Below are 23,778 nucleotides of genomic sequence, written 5' to 3' on the forward strand. Positions count from 1 at the left end.
CAACGGTAAAGGTACTCCAATCATCGCTTCGACTTGTGATCGAGAAGATCGAATGCTTCGTCGATGTAATGCGTTAGCGGGTGAGCCGCATCTTCCCGCAGCCAGTTCTCTCTGGCAATTCGAAGCGTACCCATGGCCATCATGGCGTCCATGCGTAGAGTAGGGCGCCGAGTTTGATCTGGCCACAATTCGTACATCGCATTAGCCAGTACTTCTTCCGCCTGAACAAGAAGCGCCTCTTTGCGTAGGCGAAGCGTTTCTATCGATCGGAGGATTTGGTCCGCGACGATGGACTCTTTGGTCTCATACGTCGAAGCAAGGGCCAGGAATGTCTTCCGTGCGGCGGCGATTGGCGATTGCTTCGGCGATTGCTTGAGAAATGTAGGACGCAGGGCGGGAGCGAACTTGCCGCTATCATGCGCCAGCAAAACATCCTCTTTTGACTTCAAGTAGTAGAAGAACGTGCGGCGCGATATTCCCGATGCCGCCGCTATCGCATCGAGCGTCGTCGTCTCATAACCATTTTCAACAAAGAGTTTCAGACCGATTTCGGCAATCCGGTCAAGCGTCAACTGGCGTTTGCGTTCGCGTAGGTCGTTCGGGATTTTTTCTATCTTAGCCACCTGTGTTCAGTCTGACGGCAGAAGAGTTTCGTTGACAAGTTTGCACTCAGTGCGATAATTTACATCCAGTGCGATTTTACAGCATAAGGAGCTCTATTATGTCGTCGTCAAAGGTCTGGTTCATCACTGGTGCTTCACGAGGGTTTGGCCGTGTCTGGGCGGAGGCGGCTCTCAAACGCGGCGACAGGGTTGTCGCCGCGGCACGAAACCCGGGCGATCTCGATGAACTCGTCAAGACTCACGCGGATGCAGTCCTGGTCTTACCACTCGACGTTACGGATCGCGATGCCGTCTTCAAGGCGGTCGCTCAAGCGTTCGTACATTTCGAGCGCCTGGATGTCATTCTGTGCAATGCCGGTTACGGTTACATGGGGGCAATCGAGGAATTGGAGCCCGCGCAGGTCAAAGCCAACTTTGAAACCAATGTGTTTGGGACACTGTCCGTCATTCAGGCAGCGCTGCCGATCTTACGGATACAGGGCAACGGTCACATCATCACGGTGTCGAGCATTGGGGGCATTATCGGTTTCCCAACCGGTGGAAGTTATACCGCCAGCAAATTTGCCATCGAAGCCATGTCGGAAGCACTGGCGGGTGAGGTGGCTCCTTTTGGAATCAAAGTTACTATCCTGGAACCGGGCCAATTCGCCACCAAATTTCAATCAGCGGTGCAATCTCCGCCGGCCATTGAGGCCTATGATCCGATACGTCAAGCGATTCGTTCGTCATTCAAACCCGGAGAAGTTGGTGATCCGGCAGCAACCACAGCAGCCATCTTCGAAGCAGTGGACGCTACTGAGCCGCCACTTCGCTTGGTACTCGGCTCGAGTACGATCCCAAAGTTCCGGGCGGTCTACGCGAAGCGGCTGAGCAACTGGGAGAAATGGGAAGCTGTATCGAACGCAGCGCAAGGCGAGCAACATGCTTAGAGCGGCGTAGTCTTGGCCTCTCAGTGCAGACCAAGATCACGCCTTTCTTACCCTGGCAATTCGCAGAAGCTGCCTGTATCGGTCCACACAAACCGACACCGACGCTGCTGAAGGGGATGAGCACCTGTGAGAAGACTTTTTCGGGATGCGTGGAAGGGAGATACCGAAGATGAAATTGCTACTGCTGGGTGCTACAGGATCGGTGGGAGGCCGAACATTAGAACTCGCTCTCTCCAATGATGCCTTTTCCGAGGTGACTGCGCCAACACGGAAACCGTTGGCACCGAACGGCAGACTGGTTAACCCGATCACGTCGCGCCTTGAGGAACTCGCTCCAGCTTTGATGGCGCGCAGGCCGGACGCTGTTATTTGCGCGCTGGGAACCACCCAGGCAAAAGCAGGCTCGAAAGAAGCGTTCCGTTACGTTGACTACGAACTACCTATCGTATTTGGCAAAGCCGCACACACTGCAGGCGTAGGAACATACGCGATTGTGAGTGCCATGGGCGCATCTCCGGGTTCCATGAGCTTCTACTACAGAACGAAAGGAGAGGTGGAGAGGGACATCCAGGAGATCGGCTTCCGATCCCTTACGATTTGCAGGCCCAGCCTTATCGGCGGGAAGCGAAATGAAGCAAGAGCTGCTGAGGGAGCGGCGTTGTCGCTTCTTCGACTCTTAGCTCCGATCCTGCCGAAGAAGTTTCATGTCAATCCAGCAGATGTCATTGCTGCTACGTTGCTCGAATCAATCATCGTTGCAAAAAGGGGATGTCACTGGATCTACGCTGAGGAAATGACCTGAGAACGCAGGCCAAGACTTTCTCCCAAGAACAGCGGTCGAGAAGGGCTCAAAGTGTAGGCTGTGTAAACCAGTCGCACGCATGAACGTCACTGCATACCGAGAGAAGCGTGCACCAGCCTCTGTTCAGGCTGCTCTCAGTGTGCCCGGATTGGAGTCCGCATAGGACCACCTGCAGTCTAATGGGCGTTCTTAAGAGAGTTATTCTCGGAACGCGCTTGCTTCAGGATCGGCTCGTTCTGATCTGCATCTTTCCAAAGTGCTAAAAACTTCTCGTATTCATCGCGACTTTCACCGGCCTTATGTTCTGCCGCGAGGGAACGAGCAAGCCCAAGGTGGGCCAGAGGGTAGAGGTAGGAAAGAGGATCTATCCCTGGGTGATCGATGATTTTGTGAAACTCGCGTTCTGCAGCTTCAGGTTGATGGGCATTGAGGTGGGCTGTTCCGCGCATGAAAGGCGTGTCGAATTCGCGAAGATCATAGGCCATAGCGGGGCGCAAGGCTTCGACCGCTTCCTCTGGCCTATGCCGTGCCAGCAGGATCGCCGCTCGAATTTGCGGACCCTTGAGATTTGTCCACATCGTATCGTCCGGATGTTGTGCCAATTCTCTTCTAAGTATTTCCTCTGCGCGGCCCTCCTCACCTGTTTCGGCCATAGCCACAACCGGATCTGTCATGCCGGGCACAGGCGGCAGCGAATCAAGATATCTGCGCGCCTCCTGCGGGTGGCCCGTCTCAGCCAGGATGCGTGTTCCTGCCTCCAGATAGAAGGTATGGAGTTGAGCAAGTCCTTGTCGTTTGTAAGAGATCGAGATTGCTTCCATGGTCTCGCGCCCCTGCTGTAAACGGCCTTGGGCCGCAGCAAGGAGCGCCTCATTCAATCGCATCCGTGTCGCCGAGGCATGACCTCTTCCCCAGGCAATTTGCGCCTCCACTCCGTTCGCGTCGTGCAGCGCGAAATCGACCTGCATCAGCAACGAATGCAGATCGTCACCATCCAGATCCTTCGCTATAGCCTGCTCGCAGACGAACTTGGCGGCATTCAGTTGCCCAGCATGCATGAGCGCGCGGCCAAGCACAACGTAGCCGATAGCATTCTGGGGATTTAGCTCCAGGGAGCGTTTGGCTGGCACGATGGCTAGCTCTGCCTGCCCCAACCTTATATAGAGGTCGGCCATGTTAACCCAGGCAGCCGTGTCCCGCGGATAAATATTCGTCCACGTCTGATAGTTACGCAGACCTTCATCCAGGTCGCCGGTCACACTATCGTGGTACCGGGCGATGATAAACAAGCGGTCACGCTCGTTGGCCGAATCACGCAGCTCATAAGCTTTCTTGAGATTCTCTGCCTCCATGGCGCGTTCGCCCACATTGCGATAGCTGGCAGCCAGGTCTGCATAAGCTATGGTGAATTTTGGGTCCAGTTCGACCGCTCTCTGGAATAGGGGAATCGCATCGCTGTATCGTCCGTGCGAACCAAGATGGACGGCGTTGGAGTAGTTTCTCAACGCCTCGAATGAGCCGGTATCCGCCGCGAAAAGTGGAGTCCCGAACCGACGAATCGACGCACGTGACTCTCCAAGCTTCCTTCTCATCTCGTCTGCCACGGCATCGATAGCATGTGGAATTTCATCCGTGTCAGCCGCCTCGGCTTTGCTACTGGCCAACGCGTCTCCCGAAACACACTCGGTGGCATCGAGGGTAATAAGATACCTCCGACCGAATTTCGCTACAACGCCCCTTAGCATTACCTGTGCATTGTTCCGAAGGCATACTTCCCGTGCCAGAACCGGCGTAAGGGGGGTATCTTTCTGTTGCTGCATCTGGGACAACGTCTCCTGCACGTGCACCGCGGAAAGAAAATTCAGATATGGCGACTGTTTCAGATCAGTGGCAACCGCACTGTCCAATACCTGACTCAGACCCGCTTCACCGGTTACGTTTTCAAGATCCGCAATGACGACCAATGGCGGCGGCTGAGTTCTGTGCCAATTTCGCCATGCTAGAAAGACGCCAAGGATAGCGGCAAGAAGCAGGATCGCTCCAGAGATTCCCTGGACGCGAAACCGATTGCCGGAGACGAACCGAGGATTGCCGAGTTCTTCCTCCTGGATAGCGTCGCCGGTTCGTTTCGTGGCTTCCTGATAAACAATTCCATTCGAGGGACCTTCCTGCCTACTTGCTGGCGGAGGCTCTACTTGCCGAGCCTCCGAACTCAGAGAACGAACCGGACAGGTGAATTGATAACCACGTCCGGCTACGGTGAGGATGTAGCTGCCCTCTCCGGGCTTTTCAGCCAAAGCCTTACGAAGAACCGAGATGCTCTGGGCGAGACTGTTCTCGTCCACGAAGGCATCGGGCCAGACGTTTTTGAGCAGTTCTTCCTTGGTCAGGACCCGGCCGGGGTTCCGGACCAGGTAAAGCAGGACGTCAAAGGCACGCCGAGTCAGGAGAATCGTAGCTTGACCCCGCTTGAAAGTGCGAGAAACAGTATCGACCTGATAATCCCCGAATTGGAATATCTCCGTTATTTTCATTCAATTGAAGGATTGCTTTCAGCTTGTCAGATCTCGTCAGATCTGGTCACTGGTATTTGGAAGCAGCAGGAACCATTCTGCTGACTAACACCCGCCAGTGGAACAGTGACTCGACTTTATCAGTCGCGATAAAGGACAGCAATTTGTCCACGGCACGACCCTCCGGTTTATTGGCACGAACATAAACAGGGAGAGGTGAGACGAAGGGGATCGAAAAGTGAAGCGACACAGGTTAATGAAAAAGTTCAAGCTGCTTGGAGTGGTTCTGATTATCCTCTCTACAACCATCAGCACCACCACGCTGGCACAAATGGGCGCAACATTCGGGCCGCTTTCGCTTCGCGCAAAGGATCCGGGCCCCCGGCCGAATCCTGCAACGACGATTCCCAACCCCGTACCCGGGCTCAACGCGAATGAGATGGCGCTTTTTAATGAAAGCCTTCTGCGCGTCTCCGAATTGGAAGGAACATGCGACACCTGCGTTCAACAGCCACAGGGGGTTGCTCCCATCGATCCCGATCCCAAAAACCCATTTTCGCCCTTAAAGCTGATCAACTCGGCGGGCATGGGGCCGGTGTTTAATGCAGACCAGTGCTTCACGTGCCACTTCCAGCCAACCATCGGTGGCAGCGCTACCCGGAGCAATGCTGCGCATATCGTTGCTCACAGAATGGGCGCAACAAACGTTGTACCGAGCTTTGAAGAACCAAATGGCGCATTCCGTGAGGTCCGTTTCAAATTCAACCGAGACGGAAGCCGTGACGGTGGTGTGCATAGCCTCTTTACACTTCAAGGACGTTCCGACGCACCCGCCTGCCGTCTGGAGCAGCCCGACTTCGAGAAAGAAGTTCAGAAGCGAAATACCGCATTTCGCATTCCGCTCCAGCTCTTTGGCCTGGGTCTGATTGAAGCGATTCAGGACTCCGCCATTCGAGCGAATATGAATGCCGACCGGGAGATGAAGCACGCTCTTGGCATCGAAGGTCACCCAAACATCGTTCCCAACAACGGCACCATCAGCCGTTTCGGATGGAAGGCGCAAAACGCTTCCCTTACCTTATTTGCCGGTGAGGCATACAACGTGGAGATGGGAATCAGCAATGACCTGTTCCCTGCCAGCCGCAACGAAAATACCGATTGCAACCTATCTTATGCACCCTTCGACGTCCCGCGAACCGACGATGTGTCTTACTTCAACCCTCTTAAAATTATGCCTGCCTGGCTGATGTTCACGGAATTCATGCGCTTCGTCGATGCGCCACAGCCCGCGCCGCTGTCTTCGAGTGCGAATCGAGGCAAACATCTTTTCAATGAGGTCGGTTGCGCCATGTGTCACACTCCGTCGTTCAAAACTCCAGGAATGGCAAACCCAATCAGCCCGTCGGATGAAATCGGCGCCAAAACGGTCGCGCTGCGCGGACAAACCGTAAATCTCTATTCCGACTTGCTCGTACATCATATGGGAGCAACTTTGGCGGACAACGTCGTGCAGGGCAACGCCGGGCCAGATGAATTCCGCACAACACCTCTCTGGGGCCTCGGGCAACGCTTGTTCTTCCTGCACGATGGGCGCACACAAGACCTGATGACCGCAATCCAGGATCACTTCTCCTTTCCGGGGTTCGATGGCGGTGACAATCCTTCGAAGGACCGCGACTCCCAAAAGTATGGATGGTCAGAAGCTAACGAGACAGTCAAACGCTTCAACCGACTCCCAGAAACTGACAAGCAAGCCATCCTCAATTTTTTGCGATCCCTTTAGTTGAATTACGAATCCAGGAGCAGATATGAGAAAGCTTCGATCTACCTTCATCGCGGTGTTGTTTCTATCTCCAGGGATGCTGCGTGCAGCGGACCCGTTTCTAGGCAAGTGGAACCTTGACATCAAGAGATCAAAATATCCGGCGCCATACTGTCCAGCACGGATGACCATCGAAATGACCTCAGCTCCAAACGGCGTTCACTATCATTCCGAGACTCATCTAGCGAACGGGGCTTCCTTCAGTGCAGACTACGTCGCCCACTACGATGACCATCCAACGATGGTTGCGGGTGCGAAGGGAGTTCTCTTGCCTGTCTCCCTTCACAGAGAGAGTTCGAATGTCGTGATTGCGAGATACGTGAGCGGCTTGGAAACCAGGGCGACAAGCCGCAGGATCGTCTCCGCCGACGGGAATACCATGACCGTAACAACGACTTCGCGGGACGGATCCGGCAACGAATTCACCAACGTAGGCGTGTATAAGAAGGCAAACTCCTCGAGCACAGGCGAATTCGATCTGTCGAGGACCAAAACCGACCGTCTTGTTCCCAAGTAACCAATATCTTGCCCTGTGACAAGCAGATAGAGCCGAACGCAGCGCGGTCTGCCCAGGCTGCAGCTTGCTGCTGTCTACAAGGCCCACGAGGCTGTGGTGCATGGCTCGTTTGCTGCCCCGCGCCTCCTTAGGCCTGGAAGTCCGAATCAAGTCACGAGAAGCCAGGCTTTATTGAGAGAACAGCATGTCGAAGAGCTTTCCGGCGATCTTCCGCACTGCACTCGAGTCCACGGTGTTTGGATCGAATTTGCACTCCAACTGCAATGCGGTCAGCATGGAAAAGCCCGTATGGACCGCAAGTGTGCGGCTAATAGCTTCTTTACTCTTTGAAGCGGGGCCGAGCAGAGCCGAATAGGATTCCTCTTCGTTCACGGGAAGAATACTCTCGTAGACTTTTCGGAAATGCTCCTTGGAGTCTGGATTACGCACGGAGTAAAGCCTAAATTCCAGCAGAAGAAAGCCCCAGGTATCGTCCGCCGCAAAGTCGAGAAAGTATTTTCGGAAAGCGTCGAGGTTCCCCTCGATGGTTGATGAGTGCTCCATGAATTTCCTCATGATTGCTCTGCGTCGCAAGGCGTGGTCCTGTACGAGCGCAAGGAAGACATCCTCTTTGCTCTTGAAGTGCGCATAAATTGCGCCCTTGGTGCGTCCGGCAAGTCGGGCAATCTCCCCGAGCTCAGCTCTCTCGTATCCATCACGCACGAAGATGCGTTCTGCTGCACGAAGCAAAAGCTCCCGAGTCTCTTGGGTTTTCATCTCATGTTTCGTGAGCTTGCCCGTGTCTTCGTTTTTCTTCACACTGTCGGGCAAAGCGCGGTACTGAATCTGCGAGTTGAAACTGACGTCTGGAGAGGAATGTCTGGCGGTTCGCATGGTTCCTTTATTGTGCTCCTTCGGGGCAAGACGGATAGACAGAAAACTACAGAACAGCAGGAGGGGTGTTTCGGTTTGCCGAGACACCCCTGTTGAATTCCTTAAGATCATTTGCGTAGAGCTTGGCCAGTCTTTTGGCGACGCCGTCCGCGATGGTGAGGCTTTCCGATTCGCCACGCACCTTAGCTTTCAGTGGCTCCGTCTTGTTGAGGCGTCCCGACGCATCTGTGATGGTTGCGTTGAAGACCATCTGCGTTGTCTTCGCGAAGAAACCGATCGGCCCCATGGAGGCGCGGGCCACCTGGTTGCCGGGCTTGAAGCTGACGACGGAAATAGCGATGGTGAATTGCGGACATACCGGCTGGGTGTTCGACTCTCCGGCACGGTAGACATGACTTACGCCTTGCACCTTCTGGAGGCGGTTGATGATGTGCTCATAGACGGCGGCACGATATGCTGCCGGCACGTCGGCTTCAGTCCATGTAGGAGGTGAGACAAGCACTGCCCCCGTAAGCCCGCTCGCGTCCTGGCAGGAAATCGACGGCGTAGCCGGTGGGGCCATAGAAACCTGATCCTTCAGTGAAGGCACTGCCTGCGTAGAACTCCTCATCACGTGCGCAGCATCATCGCCCGGGAGGAAAAAAATGGCCCCGTGATACGCTCCCCGAACATCATGGAACTCCACCGTAAGCTCGTTCACCTTGTGGTGCATGACCGTGGCCGCGGCAAGACCTCCGCCGTTCGGAATCACCATGCGCACGATACGTCCCGTCGTGCCCCAGAGTTCGACACGTTCGGTTCCGTTGCTGATCGCAGCGATCTCGGCCCAAGGGATGTCGTATCGTCCCGACTTCCCGTTGAAGGTTATGCCGCGATTGTTCACTGTCATTGATCCTTTAGATTTCGGCTTCAACTCGGGCAAGCCATACGCATGCTGAACGTTCGCGGCGGTCCAGGAGGGGATGGAGACCTGTGCGGATGTGTACGCGAGTTCGGCTGTCTGCGTGCTCTGTGCGATGCCCATAGTCGTTGTGACAGAAAGGAGGAGTGCGGCTAGTCGGCTTATATACATAATACACCTCGTTGATACGTACTGGTAGGTACTGCAATTGGCGGTTTGTTCCGATCAAAAAGGACTTTCTGGTCAGGCTTCTTCAGGAGAGATCGCGACGGTGGCGTTACTTCAGGGCTCAGGACGGGTCAAAAGCTGAAAACGACGCCCGCTGTTGGTACTAGAGTCTGGGCGTATTTATCCAACTTTGGAGCGCCAGATCCAAAGTCGGGTGCCTTGTACAGGTAGTTCTTGCCCTGCAGGCGAAGCGCCAGGTGCCTGCTGAATGGGACGTCGACTCCGCCGCCGAAGGCGATCACTGAAGCCATCTGCGACTCAAAGGACGTCGCATTGGGTTGGACAAAGAACATCTCTCCGCCGCCGACGTACAGGAATGAATTGAACCGTTTTGTCAGCGGGTTTGGCAGATTGATGACAGCGCCGCCCGTCAAGGTATGAACATCGGACTTGAGGCGAAAGGTGCTTGTCGTGGTCAGGAACTTCTGGGAGTTGCGAAAGTAATCGTAGTCTGCCTCAACGCCGATCCAGTGATTGAAGTTGAAGCGATAGCTGCCTTCAGCCAAACCGGCAGATGTTGGATCGTAAGTCAACCCGTCGTGGGTGATCTTGCGCGTGATGCTGCCGCCCACGCTGACGGCCATTTGCTGACGCGCGAGCCGCTCGGCGGCGTACGTGGCCTGGGCTTGCACGGCAGAGCAGGAAAGAGTCAAAGCGACAAAAGCGAAAAGTTTGTTGAGCATGTAGGATCTCCGTGTTTCCAATTGAGAGTTTGGGTTGCAAATGCACCAGTCGACTCCAATATAAAGTCGTACTGGTAGGTATTAGGTGTACCGATCCAATGATTGGATTCAAAATTCGGCAGATTTTTAGCTTCGGAGCTTCAAGTGCAAGGCACTTTCTTTGGATGACGGCGGCAAATTCCCAAGGAATTGGTGAATCAGAGAAATCGCTATGCTGCCTTCGCCAACTGCACTGGCTACACGTTTTACCGAACCATGGCGCACGTCTCCGGCACAGAAAAAGCCAGGAAGGCTGGTTTCAAGGTGGAATGGTTGCGCGCCATCCGTGCAGTGGCCGGCTTCCGTCAAGTCACGCCTGGTCAGGACAAATCCATCCTCGTCCCGTTCTATGGAGGTCGGCAACCAGTCCGTCTTCGCCTCGGCGCCGATCATGACGTACATGGCATCGACGCGGCGCTCCACTTCGTCGGCGGTCACGCTATTGCGTGTCCAGACAGAGTGCAAGCGAGCGCCGCCTGACACGGCATAGACAATTGTGTCGCACTCAATAGCAATGTTTCCTCTGCTGACGATCTGTCGTACGAGGTATTCCGACATGCTTGCTTCCAACCGCGAGCCACGCACTACCAGGGTCACACTCTTTGCATACCGGGAGACGTACAGCGCGGCTTGACCGGCGGAGTTGCCTCCACCGACGATGAAGACCGTCTTTCCCGTTACTTGCGGTGGCTCAATCGAACCGCTCCCGTAGTAGCATCCTCGACCCACTAGACGGTCCAGCCCTTCAGCTTCTAACCGGCGCCACTCTACTCCCGTTGTCAGCAACACAGAGCGCGCTTGAATGGAATCTTCACCATCAAGACCAATGCAAAAAGGAGCATTGTCTTCTTTACGTATTTGCTTCACCTTCCGGGTAAGGACGATCTCCGCGCCAAAGCGCCGTGCCTGCTTGTGAGCCCGCTCACTCAGATCATCACCGGAGATCCCGCTGGAAAAGCCCAGATAGTTCTCGATGCGCGAGGACGTTCCCGCCTGGCCGCCTATGGCGTGCCGTTCGATCAGCGCGACAGATAGTCCTTCCGACCCGCCGTACACCGCGGCCGCTAAGCCCGCCGGGCCACCACCGATCACCACCAGGTCGTAAATAGGCTCGGCGGGCGCTGTCCGTATTGCAAGCGCCTTCGCGAGTTCTCGCGGAGAGGCCGTGCAAGGCATCCACTTGTCTCCATCCACGACGACGCAAGGGTTGAGGTAGCTTGCAGGGATGCAGGGCGGGACCGCGTCCGGATGTCTGTTACGGTCCACCCATGCATAAGGGATACGGTTCAATTTCAGAAAGGTTCGAAGCTCAGCCAGATCGGTGATGAGGCCTGCGCCAACAAGCACAACGCGCGCCGATGGCAGATCCCTCGCGTATTGCTCACTGGTGAGGAGCCGTTCCTTCAACGTCCTAAGGATCGTGACGCCACATTGCGATGGGCCTTGTACTAGCGCCTGTAGCAGTTGCGAAGAGAACTGGGCCACGCGGCTGGGTCCAACCGCCCGAATAGAGGAAAGCGAGGGTATCTGAAATAAAGCACCCGCTTCGCCAAAGAATTCTCCAGGACCAAACCGCGCGACGCGCACCTTCTGACCGAGCACTTCCTTCGTCAGTTCGAGTTCGCCCTCCAAGACGACAAAGAACTCCAAGGTCTCACCTTCGCGGACCAGCCACTCGCAGCCATCCAGAATCACGTCCGCCGCGCCTTCGGCCAGTTCGCTAAGGCTATCCTCATCCAGCTCGGCGAAGAGGCTTAAGCTCTTCAGAACGTTCGTGTGAATCATGGGTGTATCCTCCTCTTATTAATATATACCTACCGGTACGTACTATACTAAGCCATGTCCATCCTCCACAGGAGGTGCTCCGACATGACGAAGTGGCTTGATCAGCTAGAAGAGCGCGCAGTAGAGTTGCTTGTTTGACGAGGGCCGAGCTACGTTCGAAGCATTAGACGTCGAGGTCGATAATGCGGGAATAATGAAGATGGCTACTCGCGGAGACGGATGACGATCTATCCGATAGTCAGATCGTTATCCCTTTGATGGGGCACCTACACTCATCGCGAAACTGGCCGGACGACTAACCGATGGGAGCCGGAACATAAATCTTTGACCACGTGGACAGTGCAACGAATTCACTTCTTGATCGAATGGACAATCTCTTGAAACTTCATATCTAGATCTTTTACAGGTCGTCTATAGACGCCGGTAAAAGCATTCCAACGGATGAAGGCTATATCTTCCAGCATCTTAATTCCATCCTTCAAATAGCTGATTCGAGATCGTTCATCGTGGCCCCAAGTTACTGGCACCTCGCGAATGGAGTATCCGCGCTTGATTGCGATGAACAATATTTCTGGATCGAAGCCCCAGCGTTCAATGCATTGCAGTTGAAAGATAGTCTGGGCTACTTTGCGTTTGAAGGCTTTGAATCCGCACTGGGTGTCAGCAAAGGGTAGTCCGACAATCAATCGGGTAATCGCATTAAAACAGCGTCCAAAAAACTGCCTGTACAGGGGCTGGTGAAGAGTCTGCCGCTTGCGATCCAGCCAGCGCGAGCCAATCGCGATATCGGCGCCCTCGTTGATCGTTGCAAAGAGCAGTTCCGCCTCTTCCATTGGCGAGGATAGATCGGCATCTGTAAACATCACGATGTCGCCAGAAGCATTCAGAATCCCGTTGCGTATGCTGTACCCTTTACCACGATTGCCGAGGTTTTCTATCAGTCGCAGGATTGGATCACTCGCGGCGAATCCTTGCACGATCAACGCGGTATCGTCACGAGATCCATCGTTCACCACAAGAACTTCAGCATTCCAGCCTTTTCCGTGAACGCACTTCAGCACATGCTCCAGAGTTTTTCCGATACGTGCGCCTTCGTTATAGGCAGGAATAACAATGCTGTAGTCGGGGGACAATTTTGGATATTCGTCGTTTCCTCGTTTTGATGTCAAGGTATCTGATCTCATTTCTGGAGAAACCACTACTGTACCCTTTGGGGATTTCGCGTAGACGCTTTCGTTAAATTGACCTTGCCGGTCTGTCCCAAGTTCTATCTCTCCGGACTAGACAAGACGTGCCGGCCGAAGAAAGATAATTTCACCTGAAGTTACTCCTTTCATTTCACCAATGATGAGGAGGGATCGGTCAATGGATTTTCCGGAGGAAACCTTTGAAATTCGGGATGAACCGTCTGGTAGATGTGCGTTGCGATTTGGTATTCACGCGTCGCATTATCCGGCTGCTTCTTTTGCGCATAGAGGGATGCGAGCATCTCGTGCGTCAAAAGAGCTTCTGGATCAAGGCGCTCAGCAAGATTTAATTCGAAAAGAGCCGCATCGACTTGTCCCTGATGAGAGAGACGACTGCCCACTACGAAATGGCTGAGGGCGGAGATTTTGTTTACTTTAAAACTACCGTCGAATTCCAGAATTTCCCCTTGCAGGACGGTTGACGGGTGGAGATTTCTAAATTGGTCATAAGGGTTCAGATCGTCCGGCCCGAAATCGAACCCCGTCATCTCATTCGATCCGATAAACACCGGGCCATCAATCTTTTCCGGAACCACGCCCTGTGGCTGTTGCGCAAGCCACGCAAAGAATGTGGGCATCGGCGAACATGGGATGTGATAGTAGGCCGGGTTGACGATCCCATCATAGGCAAACCAACAATGCGTTATATGGTGCTGGTCGAGATAGCTTTGCAGGACTTTTAGACCGCTTTCCCAACCAACATTCGCATCCGACACCACTTTATAGGAACTCGACGGCCCGCCAAAGGCCTCGTTTGAATAAGGCAGATAGTTGGGAAACGCCCATAGAGAAGAGGCTGAGTGAAGGGCTAGCAGAGTGATAACAACGTAAAGCCAACGCTTCGATTGTCCGACGAGCATCCACGCAACGCCGCCTACCAGCACCATGAGGAAAGGATAAATGGGGAGAATATGACGGAGCCCGAGATTCAGCTTCGAAGTCATAGCGATGGCGAACCAGATCGTCGCTGGAACAACAAGGAAGACGAGCTCTCTGCGATATTCACGGTGCCAGATTTTCTTTGCGGCAACAGTTAACGCCAGCAGGATCATGAACGCTAGCGTCGACTTGATCACAAATACAGCGGGAAAATAAAACCAGCGACCAGTTGGATAAAGGTGCCCCAACACGAATGCAGGCCGTCCCTCCCTGCTGATCGTCAGGACATCAGTCAAGCCATAAAGGTAGGCTTCCGGAAGCCATCGCTGTTTCTCCAGGAATCCGATAGTGCCTGCCTCCAGCGGATTCTTAAGGCTCTTCAGATATATGGCAGCCGGGGGTGTCATCGCGAGGTTGTCTGGACGCGCTTTGTAACGAAATCCGTAGAAGGCCCAGAGAATGAGCAACGAAATAACCGTGATACTTGCGAGAGCGCTTAACAACCGAAATGTCTTGCGCTCGCGGGTTTCCGATGTCTTCGGTTCAGAACCTCGACGTCGCGCAATCTCGGTTATTACCAGCACCAGAAAAACAGGAAGCAGCAGGATAGTTGAGTGTTTTGCTGCCAAAGCCAGTCCCGCAGCCAGGCCACCCATAGCGAGTCTCAGAACAGAAGGTTTTTTGCAATAAAGATAGAACGCATATACCGTCGCAAAGACGAGACAACTGGCACCCATATCGGTGGTGATCAGAGCTCCATTTGCCAGAATGTTTGGTTCAAAAACAAACAGGGTGAGCGCAAACAGACCCGCGCCAGCGCCGAACATTTCATAACCTGCCAGAAAGACCAACAGCGCGAGAGATAAAGTGAAAAGAGTGACGATTGCCCGCGCGCGAAATAAAAGCGTGTCGGCATCATTGGAATAGAGAAATTGAATCCCACCCATGCCTGAAGCTATCCGAAAAAAGACCTCAGGAGGAGATTGAACCGGCAACTGCAGCGGCAACAGCGGAAGTGCAGCGATGAGCTTCACCAATGGAGGATGTTCAGGATTGATGCCGAAGTCCCCACGCTTTAGATAGGAATACCCTGCGTAGAGGTGGGCGCTTTCATCGAAGGTTTGAGACTCTTTTCGAACCGACAAAAGTAGCTGTGCCTCGAGAATGATTAGCAAGATTGAGGCAACCGCAATTATCCAATGTTTTCTGCTTAATTTAACGGACGTTGTGTCCTCTGGCCACGGCTTCCTATCGGATGAAATGGCAAGATCCGGGAAGTCATTTCTGGAATCCTGTTTGTTGGGATCCTGAACGCTTGATGACATGGCTATATGCTCCTTTGTCTTGCTGCTAATAAGAGACACATGGGCCATACGATTATTCCGGATTACGCTTGCTATCCTCCTCTCCTCGACCCAAAGTCCTAAGCTACCTGTGATCATTTAACGCAATGTTCCTGCCCATTTCATCTAGAGGAATAGTTGGGGTCACTTTTCGCGATATACCTTTGCGACGAATAGAGATAGGAGTCGAGTGCGAGTTCTTGAGAAAAAACTGCGTCGGCAAAATCGAACGACATGACTATGCAAATCCTGTCGCGGCTGCTTGAGACAGTTCGTACGCTATGTAGGCACCGATCTCCGCGCATGATTACGAGTCGACCCGACTTGGGCGCAATTACGCACTTGCGCCCAAGTCGAAGAAATATGCCAAATCGGAGCAAGCGGTCTACATAACCCTGCAGTCTAGATGACCTTGCCCCTTTTAGAAGAAAGCGATAGTCGGGGTAGGCTTCGATCTCTCCACCATCTACTTCATTCAAATAAAGAACCGCAGTTACCGCGTTTCGATCGTAGTGCCACCGATATGCTCCCCCAGGAGGGGTGAAGTTGATATTTACCCCGACGACGCGATTTTTCAAAGGTACGATGTTCTGATTCGTTACGCCTTGCACAGTTGGAAGGATACTTTCGTAAAGCTTCTGAATTGTCGGCAGTCTCTTTTGAATATCTTCGCCGTTGATGACTCTGTACTTGAGAGATCGTTTACGCTCCGGGCGATATATCAGTGGGATCTCATAAGATTTTCTATACTCTTCCAAGGAGATAATGAACGCATTGCATTCCTCCGGTGAAAGAAAGCCCTCTATTAGCTGTAATCCAGGAACATTTTTCAACGCGGATTGCACCAGCGCCTCCTTTTGACTAAGTAACTTCATCCATGATGACTTCTCGCTCTCTGTCCTAAATATAGGAACCAGATAAGCTCTGATCGGCGACTGCATCTCCAGTATTTCGCTATCAGTGAAACAATCCGCTGCCCTTGTTATTCCCACAGGTCAGAAAATGGCAGCGCATTGGGATCATTGTGCCCTGGCATCCTGCCCATCACGTCACTTCTCACGACAATCATTGCTGTCTGCCTTCCCCAAAAGGCACTGGTGCAAATAGCGTCCACACCAGCTCTATCATCTGGTGGGCGTGGGATTGAAAAGCTTCCAGAGCGACGCGGAATCAGTATCTCCTCTCTTCTCCGGAGAGGGCGACGTAAGAATCACGGCTGCGAACGAAAACATTTTGCTAGGGGATACTGCCAATCTGTTGCGATAGCGCATCGAGCAGAAGAGCTTGTTTGATGCGAAGTACGTTCCGTGCTCTATCGAGTGAGAACCACTCACCGCGATCCAATTGCCCATAAACAGCTATGCTGTTGCGTATGAAAAAAGCTCATGCTCTTGTCACCCTGAGTGTCATTCTAGCCGTCTCCTTGGCTTCCGCACAGAAGGCAAACACACTCACACCGAAGGAAAAGGCCGAGGGCTGGCGGCTGCTCTTTGACGGCAAGACGACCGAGGGCTGGCGCAGCGCGCGCGGTAGGGGCTTCCCTACAACCGGCTGGGCGGTGAGAGACGGCACCATCATGGTGACCGAGGCGGGCGGCGAAGAGTCCGGCAACGGCGGCGACATCGTCACGGCGCGCACCTACGCGGACTTTGAGCTGTCGGTGGACTTCAAGACATCTCCGGGAGCTAACTCCGGGATCATGTACTTCGTGGATCTGAACCTGATGCCGTGGAAAAACGGTCACGGCTCACCCATCGGCTTTGAGTACCAGGTGCTGGACGACGCACTGCATCCGGATGCGAAGCGAGGCATAAACGGCAACCGCACGGTTGCTTCGCTCTACGACATGATCCCCGCCGCAGCCGGCAAGCGGATCAAACCCGTCGGCGAGTGGAACACCGCTCGCATCGTGGTACACGGCAAGCACGGAGAACACTGGCTGAACGGCGTCAAGGTACTGGAGTACGACCGTGACTCGCCGAAGTTCAAGGAAATTCTCCCGGAAAGCAAGTACGACGTCTTCCCAAGCTACGGTCAAACGGCGAGCGGATACATCTTGCTGCAAGACCACGGCTTTCCTGTGTGGTTTCGAAATATCAAGATTCGGGAGATTGCGGGAAGCACGTTGGCGAATTAGACCAAGGTGAAAGACATGCTGAATCTCCGCCTGGAATATCTCCGAGACGCCGTTCAGGAAGCTAATTTTTGGATTGCTTCACGCCCATCCTTGCACCCCGTGGGAAGCTCGAACGCCGGCCCTTGCCAGGCATAATCACTAGCTTCGAATTTTCTGCGGTTCTCCCTCGCGATCTCTCGGAATAGACGGAGCGCGCTGCGATCATCCATGCCGGATCTATCCCGATTCAAATGCTCGCGCAAGAGATCGCAGCGGAAGGTGCGAACGGTACTGGGATCTGAGAACGCGGCATTCATCTCACCATTTCCGAAGAGTGAAAAGCGGTGCAAATTACACGAGCCAGATCGCGGCTGGCCGCGATCTGGCTGAACAAAATAGTCCGAAAACTAACCCAGTAACTGGTATCTAAAAACCAGGCCCATCAACTGGCCGCGGCCAGCTTCAATGTCACACCCTATTCCAGTACTGTTTCGCCACCTGTTCTCGACCACGGGCTGTCAGTCTGGCATCTATGATAGCCTGTTCGATCTTTCCTAAAGCCTTTTGTGCGCACAATCAACTTCTAACATTCAGATCGAATGACAACCTATTGAGATATCGCACCTAGAAGGTAAGTCGCGCGCCGAACTGAATCTGGCGCGGAACATAGATATTGTTGTTATTGGAGTTGGTGACAGCTCCCAATGGCGTAGAGTTGGCCGTCAAAGTATTGACGGTTCCGGTTGTGCCGATTGCGTATGTTGTTCCATTTTCGGCGGTAATATTTTGTCGATTGATAATATTGAACGACTCCGCAAAGAGCTCGATCGTGTAACTTTCGCGGAAGGTGAAGCGTTTGGAGCCGCGCAGATCCAAGAGTACTTCATTCGGGAGACTGTAGGTGTTGCGAGGTATGAGCGGAATGCGGTTTGCTCCGCCGGATCCGTTATAGGAGCTAGTTGAGGTGCCCGGAGACTTGACACCGTTGACGTACTCAGACGCAGAACCGTTCGTTGTGGCTGAGAAGGGGTTGCCGCTTTGTGCAGAGAAGCTGGGTGCCAATTCGAGACCGTTTACGAAGTAGCTCATCCAACCATTTCGATGCCACGGCGATGTTGCGATACCCGAGACAATGGCTCGGTTGCGGACGTCCTGATTGGATCTACCGTACTCGCCACGGAGGTTCGCTGGATCGAGAAGGGAGTTTGAGTTAGTGAAGGTCGTGTTATTTTCTCCATAGTCCAACGCATGGGCCCATGTGTAACTCGCCTGGAACTGCAAGTGGTGGCCCATAGAGTGATTGAGTTGAACGGCTAGCGCATGATAGTTAGAATTTACGCCGCTGAAGATATTTGTAATCGTCGAATAAGAGGAGTTTGGACGGGCACCCGTGTAATAGGAGGTTGGAATAATGGATCCATCCGCTAGCGGAGCGTTCGCGACTCCGTTGTTGACGACGGTGTAGGTGATTTGCTGTGGCACAGGGAGATTGGTATCAACAAAGCTAGGTAGCTCGCGACCAAGCGCACCAAGATAGCTCAGGCTGAATACGGTTTTGAAACCCAAATCCTGTTGCAAGGCCAGATCAAATTGCTGGATCTGAGGCAACTGAAAATGACGGTCGAAGAAGTACACCGTGGGAGCAGCAGCGGCCCCGGTGGGAGCGGCGAGGATGACAGGAAATGCAGGTGCTCCTGCCGCGGTGGCCTGAATGGACGGCACGGATTGGGCACCAGGCGCACCGGTTTGAGCGATGGCGTTATAGATGGTGGAGTTGATCAAGCGTGCGTTGAACAGGCCCCATCCGCCACGTAACGCCGTTTTGCCGTTGCCGAAGACGTCGTAAGAGAAGCCAATGCGGGGAGCGATGTTATTACGGTCGTCCGGGAACGCAGCAGTAGAAGGAATTGCGGCGTTGGCGAGTTGAGGCGAGGGAAGTTGCTCATATTCATAACGCACGCCGATAGACAATGTGAGACGAGGAGAAATCTTCCACTCATCTTGAACGAATCCGGCGTAATCCGCAGTGGTGAATTGGAAGCCTAGAGGACCGAAGCCTTGGGCATAGGAGCTGTAGTGCTTTGCGGAGGCAGCGGTCGTGGCGCTTTGAGCAAGGAAGTAATCAGTAAGATATGTGGGTACGCCAGTGTAGCTGTACGCGCCGAAGACACTAGTAAGATTCTGGCTGAGATCGTAGGTGTGAACATAGTCCACACCAAATTTGATGTTGTGCTTTCCTTTTTGTATGGCGGCGGTATCGGTTACTTGCCAGCGACGTTCATCGGGGTATGCGGGACGGTTGTAGAAGGTCGGCGTTCCGAATTGGAATCCGTTTGTGATATTGACGTTGGGTGGAATCTGATATGGATTCGTGTAGCCGGTTACTGTATTGTCGAAAGTCGCATTTTCGTACGCTGTCGGGGTCTCGTTCTGTCCAAAGTTGAAATCTCTGCCATATTGATAACGGATTTCGTTGCTGAGGTTGGGAGTCAGAAAACTGTCCAATTTCGCCACGCCCCAGGTTGTGCGTACGTAAATGTTGCCGACGCTCTGAGTGCCATAGCTTGCAGTTGCATTGGTCTGCTGCCCGCCGGGCGAAACGAAACGAAGGCGGTTGACCTCGAGGCTCAGATGATTTCGTGAGTTGATCTGGTAATCCAGCTTGGGGAAGAAGATCGTCTGGCTCGCATAGCGGGGAGCCTGGCCGAGCAGGCCGCTGAGCGAAGACAAGCCCGACGTATATTTCGGAACGGCCGCAGCGTAGGTCGGCAGGCCAAGATTGGTTTGGAGTGTGCAAGCCCCGCTATCACCCGTGTAGTTGGTGTCGTTTGCAGTAGTGATGGTTGCACAGGTGCGCCCTGGCGGCAGGGTAGGATTTGGGATCGCAAAGAAGGTGGTAGGGGCGGAAGCGACGGTTACGATGGGGAAGTAATGGTAATAGTCGTCAAATGCAAAGAAGAAGAAGACCTTATCCCGCAGGATCGGGCCGCCGACTGCGAAGCCCATCTGCTTGCGAATGTCAGTTGGCTTGAACTTGGTCGCAACAAATTGACCGGCCGCGTTAAGAACACTTTGGCTCGTGTAGTTATTCTGCGCTGCAGTGGCTGAATCTCGATCGATGAAATAACCCTCACCGTGGAATTGGTTGCTGCCACTCTTTGTGATGGCATTGACCACGCCCCCTGCGGCGCGTCCGTATTCGGTGGTGTAGTTAGAGGTATTGACCTGGAATTCTTGCACGACCGGTTTGGGTAGGGAATATCCCACCGTGGTGCGTCCGCGCTCTTCGGAGAAGAACGCTTGGTTGTTGTCTGCGCCGTCTACGGTGACGTTATTCAGGAGAGTGCTCTGCCCGCGGAAGCTCAGCAGACCAAAGCCACCCCCTTCCACCACACCGGGCGTCAGGAGGGCGTAGCTTGACCAGCGGTAGTTGTTAACTGGAAGGTCGCTGAGTTCAATCTGGGTTACGACATTGCTGAAGTCTGGGGAGGAGGTGTTGATGAGGGGCGCCTCTTCGGAGACGCTGACCTCCTGCGCCGCTAATCCAACCTTCAGCATGGGACGGACGGGCGTGAGTTGCCCCACCTGCACGACAACATCGGTCGACGTGAAATCTCCAAAGTCGTGGGCGACGACCTTGAGCGAGTAGACGCCTGGCTGCAGGTGAATGACACGGAAAGCTCCGTCTGATCCGACATTGACGGTCTGCGTAGCCGCAGTCGCTCTACTGGTTACTGTTATAACTGCCGAGCCAACAGCGGCTCCGCTGGCATCTTCAACCGTGCCACCGATAGCGCCATCGACGGCGGTTTGAGCCAGGACGTGTTTACCGCCGAGCAAAACGCTAACTAGAAAAGCTGCACGTATGAATGCGATAGGTCGCATGTTTTCTCCGAAATATCGTTTATTGTCGCGATTCAATGTTGACCTCGGACGTTCCGGCATAAGCGAACGTGCTGGATGAGGCAGCAGTTTATGTATGTGGGTCTGCGGTGCCGAGATGGAACGCAGACGTGAACGGTGGGACATCAACGAACATTAAGCGGCGAGAGCTTGGCCGCAGGCAGCGCAATAGAAAGAAGCTGGGCGATGGTTGGAGCAATCTGACGCATATCGACTACGCCGAGGTTACGACCGGCGGCGATACCTTGCCCCTGGATCAAAAACGCTGACCACATGGCCGGTCGCGAAGGCAGGTAGCCGTGCATACCTGTTGAGGGCGCGTCTTGAACAACGGCACCGCTAAACGCATTGCCTGGATCAAAGCCATCTCGATAGTCCACCAGGAAAGTTGCGTTCGGAAAGCCTCCGCGGGCCACGATCTCGTCATGTGTCAGGATCGTGGCGATGCCGTTAGAAGGATCTGCTTTTGCAGCTTCGAGCACCTGCCTAACCCGTGCAACAAGTACAGGGTCATTTGGATGACTTAATACAATGGCGTTCGATCCGCCCGCGGGCCAAGCCTCAGCCTGCCAGCTCGTGATCGTTGGCTTCTTGGTGCCGGCCTTTATGGCACCCACCTGAATGAGACCCACGCCCGCCAAGAGCACATTGAGGTTCACGCGGTGATCTACAGATAGAAAGCCGTGATCCGAGACCACGACCAGGATTGCTCGCGGGTCTGCAGCAAGTGCGGCATCGCGAATCTGCCCGATCTGTCGATCCAGCCCCTCCAACGAGGCGTTTGCCTCCGCGCTGAAGGGGCTGTGCTCATGCTCCTGATGATCCATATCCGTTAGGTGCACCAGGGTCAGGTCAGGCTTGAATTTACGCAGAATCGCCACAGCCTCCGCAGTCTTTGTCACATCCTGATCGGTCTCTTTTACGAGGTGAATGTCAATCTGTTCGAGAATGTCAGCGGGATGGTAGGGCGAGCCGGAGGGTCTATCCGTGTGCTCGGACTGTGTACCCTCTGCGATGTTGTAATCAATGGGCGCTCCTATGGTCACCGGCCAGCCTACGTTTGCCGTCTTTAACCCGGCAGCGTCGGCGGCTGTGTACAACGTCGGCACCTTAATATCTGCGAAGTCCCAGTACCAGGTGTTCGGGTGCTGCTGCAATGGGTCGAAGACTGTGTTGTCTAACACGCCGTGCTCTGCGGGCCACACCCCAGTGACCATGGTGGTGTGGCTGGGATAAGTCACGGTAGGTACCACGCCGACAACGCCAGTAGCGTATGTTCCCTGCGTGATGAAGGTGCGTAGCACCGGTATCCGCAGATGGTGCGCGTCGGCTTCTATCACGTACTCCGGCTTCATGCCGTCAATGGAAATAAGCACTACTGGTGCTGACCGTGTCTGGGCGAATAGGCTGCCCGCGAGCAGACATGTGGAGGCAATTACAGTCGACAGAAATAAATACCGCATGTGCTTCCTCCCTGGTATTCCATAAGCGTGTGGCGTTAGCGAGTAAATCGAATGCAAGTTCGGTTCACATTGGTCGTATACGGACGTGCGACGACGCGACTCTGCGGTGAAGTCGAAGACAGGCGCACGTAGCTCCGGTCCATCTAATTCGCGCTTAGCGCTTGTTAGGAATAGGATCGGCCGACCTCAGCCAGGCTGTGTAGATGAGATCTCTTAGCTCAGTCGCTGCCGACGCCAGTTGCTGGACGGCGAAGCGCTTGCCCTCTTTGCTTCCAGGACCATTGAAGGCCCCTTCTTTTTCCAGCCGATACGTGCTTTCCACCAGAGCATGAGACTGCCTTAGGTAGCCCATATATTGATCGAAGACATCCCCAATCACCGCAGGCTGCTTGGAAACCAGCGGAGCAATCTCTGACTCCTGAACATTCTGGTGCACGAACTCGCTCTCAAAACGGGAATGAATTTCATGCTCAGTCGTATAGTTGTTTGGATTTGGGCCGACCCATCCATTGGGCTTATTCGAGGTATGGAGCGGCATGGAGCCATCTCCGATGTAGTGACCAAGCCATCCTGCCAGAAAGACAACCTCCTGCTCGACCGGCTCCGTATCTTCCTTGTGAGCCACAAGATCCCGATAGTCCCGCATCGCGACCTTCAGGCGCTCCCAGACCTCATCCGTCTGATAGGGCTGCATCCCAAGCTTTTCCGCTGTGATGACCATGTCAGGATGTGACGCCTGCGCCACGGCCAACGCTCGCACATAGTCATAGCGCTTGCGCGGCAATGGCGTGAGCACATGGTCGACTGTTTCCAACTGTATGAAGTGCTCCGGAGCACTTGTACTTGCAAGCTCCGGCTCCATTACTCCTCGCCAGTGGTCCGGCAGAGGAGCATAGTAGCCCATTGCAGCCATGCTTTTGGAACTACGAAGGAATGTGGGAACATCGGCGGGAAGACTGGAACATGCGACCCGATTAATCATGCGATGACCATCTACTCCCCATGCGAAGGTTGGCGGAGTAGCGATCAAAGCTTGGATGACGAGCACGGAACAGATTCGAAACAGCCGGGATTGCATCATGTTTTTCCTGAAGGGCCTCGAAATGAAAGTA

General features: G+C 54.0%; 17 protein-coding genes and 1 pseudogene. 5 read left to right on the forward strand and 13 right to left on the reverse strand.

Annotated elements, in window-relative coordinates; translation table 11 throughout:
- Positions 1–20: 20 nt before the first annotated feature.
- Positions 21–623, reverse strand: a complete 603-nt coding sequence (locus tag ACIPR4_RS14080; RefSeq protein ID WP_013569333.1) for a TetR/AcrR family transcriptional regulator — start codon at positions 621–623, stop codon at positions 21–23.
- A gap of 98 nt (positions 624–721) precedes the next feature.
- Here ACIPR4_RS14080 and ACIPR4_RS14085 point away from each other — a divergent pair, with 98 nt between their 5' ends.
- Together ACIPR4_RS14085 and ACIPR4_RS14090 are read left to right on the forward strand one after the other, a co-directional pair.
- Positions 722–1,552: an SDR family NAD(P)-dependent oxidoreductase gene (locus tag ACIPR4_RS14085; RefSeq protein ID WP_013569334.1), complete on the forward strand. Its 831-nt coding sequence runs from the start codon at positions 722–724 to the stop codon at positions 1,550–1,552.
- 169 nt (positions 1,553–1,721) lie between these two features.
- Positions 1,722–2,354 carry an NAD(P)H-binding protein gene (locus ACIPR4_RS14090; protein ID WP_013569335.1) on the forward strand — a complete coding sequence of 211 codons (633 nt, stop codon included), beginning with the start codon at positions 1,722–1,724 and terminating at the stop codon, positions 2,352–2,354.
- Positions 2,355–2,530: 176 nt separating this feature from the next.
- Here the strand turns inward: ACIPR4_RS14090 and ACIPR4_RS14095 are convergent, their stop codons facing one another.
- Together ACIPR4_RS14095 and ACIPR4_RS23535 are read right to left on the reverse strand one after the other, a co-directional pair.
- Entirely contained in the window at positions 2,531–4,318 is a 1,788-nt protein-coding gene (locus ACIPR4_RS14095; RefSeq protein WP_245536345.1) for a tetratricopeptide repeat protein, read from the reverse strand.
- A gap of 330 nt (positions 4,319–4,648) precedes the next feature.
- A pseudogene (locus ACIPR4_RS23535) lies at positions 4,649–4,888 on the reverse strand (winged helix-turn-helix domain-containing protein); the annotation flags it as partial.
- 235 nt (positions 4,889–5,123) lie between these two features.
- Between ACIPR4_RS23535 and ACIPR4_RS14100 the strand changes: the two are divergent.
- Both ACIPR4_RS14100 and ACIPR4_RS14105 read left to right on the forward strand, forming a co-directional pair.
- On the forward strand, positions 5,124–6,650 hold the full coding sequence (locus ACIPR4_RS14100; RefSeq protein WP_013569337.1) for a di-heme oxidoredictase family protein: 1,527 nt from the start codon (positions 5,124–5,126) through the stop codon (positions 6,648–6,650).
- A 25-nt stretch (positions 6,651–6,675) separates the two neighbouring features.
- On the forward strand, positions 6,676–7,206 hold the full coding sequence (locus ACIPR4_RS14105; protein WP_013569338.1) for a hypothetical protein: 531 nt from the start codon (positions 6,676–6,678) through the stop codon (positions 7,204–7,206).
- Positions 7,207–7,374: 168 nt separating this feature from the next.
- Here ACIPR4_RS14105 and ACIPR4_RS21765 read toward each other — a convergent pair whose 3' ends face one another.
- The 7 genes from ACIPR4_RS21765 to ACIPR4_RS14140 form a co-directional block, all read right to left on the reverse strand.
- Positions 7,375–8,079 (reverse strand): TetR/AcrR family transcriptional regulator, encoded by a 705-nt coding sequence (locus ACIPR4_RS21765; protein ID WP_013569339.1) that lies wholly within the window; start codon positions 8,077–8,079, stop codon positions 7,375–7,377.
- Positions 8,080–8,125: 46 nt separating this feature from the next.
- Positions 8,126–9,151, reverse strand: a complete 1,026-nt coding sequence (locus ACIPR4_RS14115) for a hypothetical protein (protein ID WP_013569340.1) — start codon at positions 9,149–9,151, stop codon at positions 8,126–8,128.
- 128 nt (positions 9,152–9,279) lie between these two features.
- Positions 9,280–9,891: an outer membrane protein gene (locus ACIPR4_RS14120; RefSeq protein WP_013569341.1), complete on the reverse strand. Its 612-nt coding sequence runs from the start codon at positions 9,889–9,891 to the stop codon at positions 9,280–9,282.
- 126 nt (positions 9,892–10,017) lie between these two features.
- Positions 10,018–11,715, reverse strand: a complete 1,698-nt coding sequence (locus ACIPR4_RS14125; RefSeq protein ID WP_013569342.1) for an FAD-dependent oxidoreductase — start codon at positions 11,713–11,715, stop codon at positions 10,018–10,020.
- Between the two features lie 350 nt (positions 11,716–12,065).
- Positions 12,066–12,899 carry a dolichyl-phosphate beta-glucosyltransferase gene (locus ACIPR4_RS14130; RefSeq protein ID WP_013569343.1) on the reverse strand — a complete coding sequence of 278 codons (834 nt, stop codon included), beginning with the start codon at positions 12,897–12,899 and terminating at the stop codon, positions 12,066–12,068.
- A gap of 149 nt (positions 12,900–13,048) precedes the next feature.
- Positions 13,049–15,166: a tetratricopeptide repeat protein gene (locus tag ACIPR4_RS14135; RefSeq protein ID WP_013569344.1), complete on the reverse strand. Its 2,118-nt coding sequence runs from the start codon at positions 15,164–15,166 to the stop codon at positions 13,049–13,051.
- Between the two features lie 140 nt (positions 15,167–15,306).
- On the reverse strand, positions 15,307–16,059 hold the full coding sequence (locus ACIPR4_RS14140; protein ID WP_013569345.1) for a 2OG-Fe(II) oxygenase: 753 nt from the start codon (positions 16,057–16,059) through the stop codon (positions 15,307–15,309).
- Positions 16,060–16,556: 497 nt separating this feature from the next.
- On the opposite strand from ACIPR4_RS14140, the gene ACIPR4_RS14145 reads away from it, so the two are divergent.
- Positions 16,557–17,321: a 3-keto-disaccharide hydrolase gene (locus ACIPR4_RS14145; RefSeq protein WP_049781140.1), complete on the forward strand. Its 765-nt coding sequence runs from the start codon at positions 16,557–16,559 to the stop codon at positions 17,319–17,321.
- A 603-nt stretch (positions 17,322–17,924) separates the two neighbouring features.
- Here ACIPR4_RS14145 and ACIPR4_RS14155 read toward each other — a convergent pair.
- The 3 genes from ACIPR4_RS14155 to ACIPR4_RS14165 form a co-directional block, all read right to left on the reverse strand.
- On the reverse strand, positions 17,925–21,185 hold the full coding sequence (locus ACIPR4_RS14155; RefSeq protein ID WP_013569347.1) for a TonB-dependent receptor: 3,261 nt from the start codon (positions 21,183–21,185) through the stop codon (positions 17,925–17,927).
- A 143-nt stretch (positions 21,186–21,328) separates the two neighbouring features.
- On the reverse strand, positions 21,329–22,666 hold the full coding sequence (locus ACIPR4_RS14160; RefSeq protein WP_013569348.1) for an alkaline phosphatase family protein: 1,338 nt from the start codon (positions 22,664–22,666) through the stop codon (positions 21,329–21,331).
- A gap of 154 nt (positions 22,667–22,820) precedes the next feature.
- Positions 22,821–23,747, reverse strand: coding sequence for a S1/P1 nuclease (locus tag ACIPR4_RS14165; protein ID WP_013569349.1), 927 nt, complete (start codon positions 23,745–23,747; stop codon positions 22,821–22,823).
- Positions 23,748–23,778 lie beyond the last annotated feature (31 nt).

This window comes from Terriglobus saanensis SP1PR4 (genome assembly GCF_000179915.2).
Taxonomy (GTDB): domain Bacteria; phylum Acidobacteriota; class Terriglobia; order Terriglobales; family Acidobacteriaceae; genus Terriglobus; species Terriglobus saanensis.

Excerpts from the sequence above, each read along its gene's own strand:
- ACIPR4_RS14120 (WP_013569341.1), bottom strand. The coding sequence starts at position 9,891 with ATGCTCAACAAACTTTTCGCTTTTGTCGCTTTGACTCTTTCCTGCTCT.
- ACIPR4_RS14145 (WP_049781140.1), top strand. The coding sequence starts at position 16,557 with ATGAAAAAAGCTCATGCTCTTGTCACCCTGAGTGTCATTCTAGCCGTC.
- ACIPR4_RS14105 (WP_013569338.1), top strand. The coding sequence starts at position 6,676 with ATGAGAAAGCTTCGATCTACCTTCATCGCGGTGTTGTTTCTATCTCCA.
- ACIPR4_RS14090 (WP_013569335.1), top strand. The coding sequence starts at position 1,722 with ATGAAATTGCTACTGCTGGGTGCTACAGGATCGGTGGGAGGCCGAACA.
- ACIPR4_RS14085 (WP_013569334.1), top strand. The coding sequence starts at position 722 with ATGTCGTCGTCAAAGGTCTGGTTCATCACTGGTGCTTCACGAGGGTTT.
- ACIPR4_RS14125 (WP_013569342.1), bottom strand. The coding sequence starts at position 11,715 with ATGATTCACACGAACGTTCTGAAGAGCTTAAGCCTCTTCGCCGAGCTG.
- ACIPR4_RS14130 (WP_013569343.1), bottom strand. The coding sequence starts at position 12,899 with ATGAGATCAGATACCTTGACATCAAAACGAGGAAACGACGAATATCCA.
- ACIPR4_RS14165 (WP_013569349.1), bottom strand. The coding sequence starts at position 23,747 with ATGATGCAATCCCGGCTGTTTCGAATCTGTTCCGTGCTCGTCATCCAA.
- ACIPR4_RS14160 (WP_013569348.1), bottom strand. The coding sequence starts at position 22,666 with ATGCGGTATTTATTTCTGTCGACTGTAATTGCCTCCACATGTCTGCTC.
- ACIPR4_RS14140 (WP_013569345.1), bottom strand. The coding sequence starts at position 16,059 with ATGAAGTTACTTAGTCAAAAGGAGGCGCTGGTGCAATCCGCGTTGAAA.
- ACIPR4_RS14135 (WP_013569344.1), bottom strand. The coding sequence starts at position 15,166 with ATGTCATCAAGCGTTCAGGATCCCAACAAACAGGATTCCAGAAATGAC.
- ACIPR4_RS14100 (WP_013569337.1), top strand. The coding sequence starts at position 5,124 with ATGAAAAAGTTCAAGCTGCTTGGAGTGGTTCTGATTATCCTCTCTACA.
- ACIPR4_RS21765 (WP_013569339.1), bottom strand. The coding sequence starts at position 8,079 with ATGCGAACCGCCAGACATTCCTCTCCAGACGTCAGTTTCAACTCGCAG.
- ACIPR4_RS14155 (WP_013569347.1), bottom strand. The coding sequence starts at position 21,185 with ATGCGACCTATCGCATTCATACGTGCAGCTTTTCTAGTTAGCGTTTTG.
- ACIPR4_RS14115 (WP_013569340.1), bottom strand. The coding sequence starts at position 9,151 with ATGTATATAAGCCGACTAGCCGCACTCCTCCTTTCTGTCACAACGACT.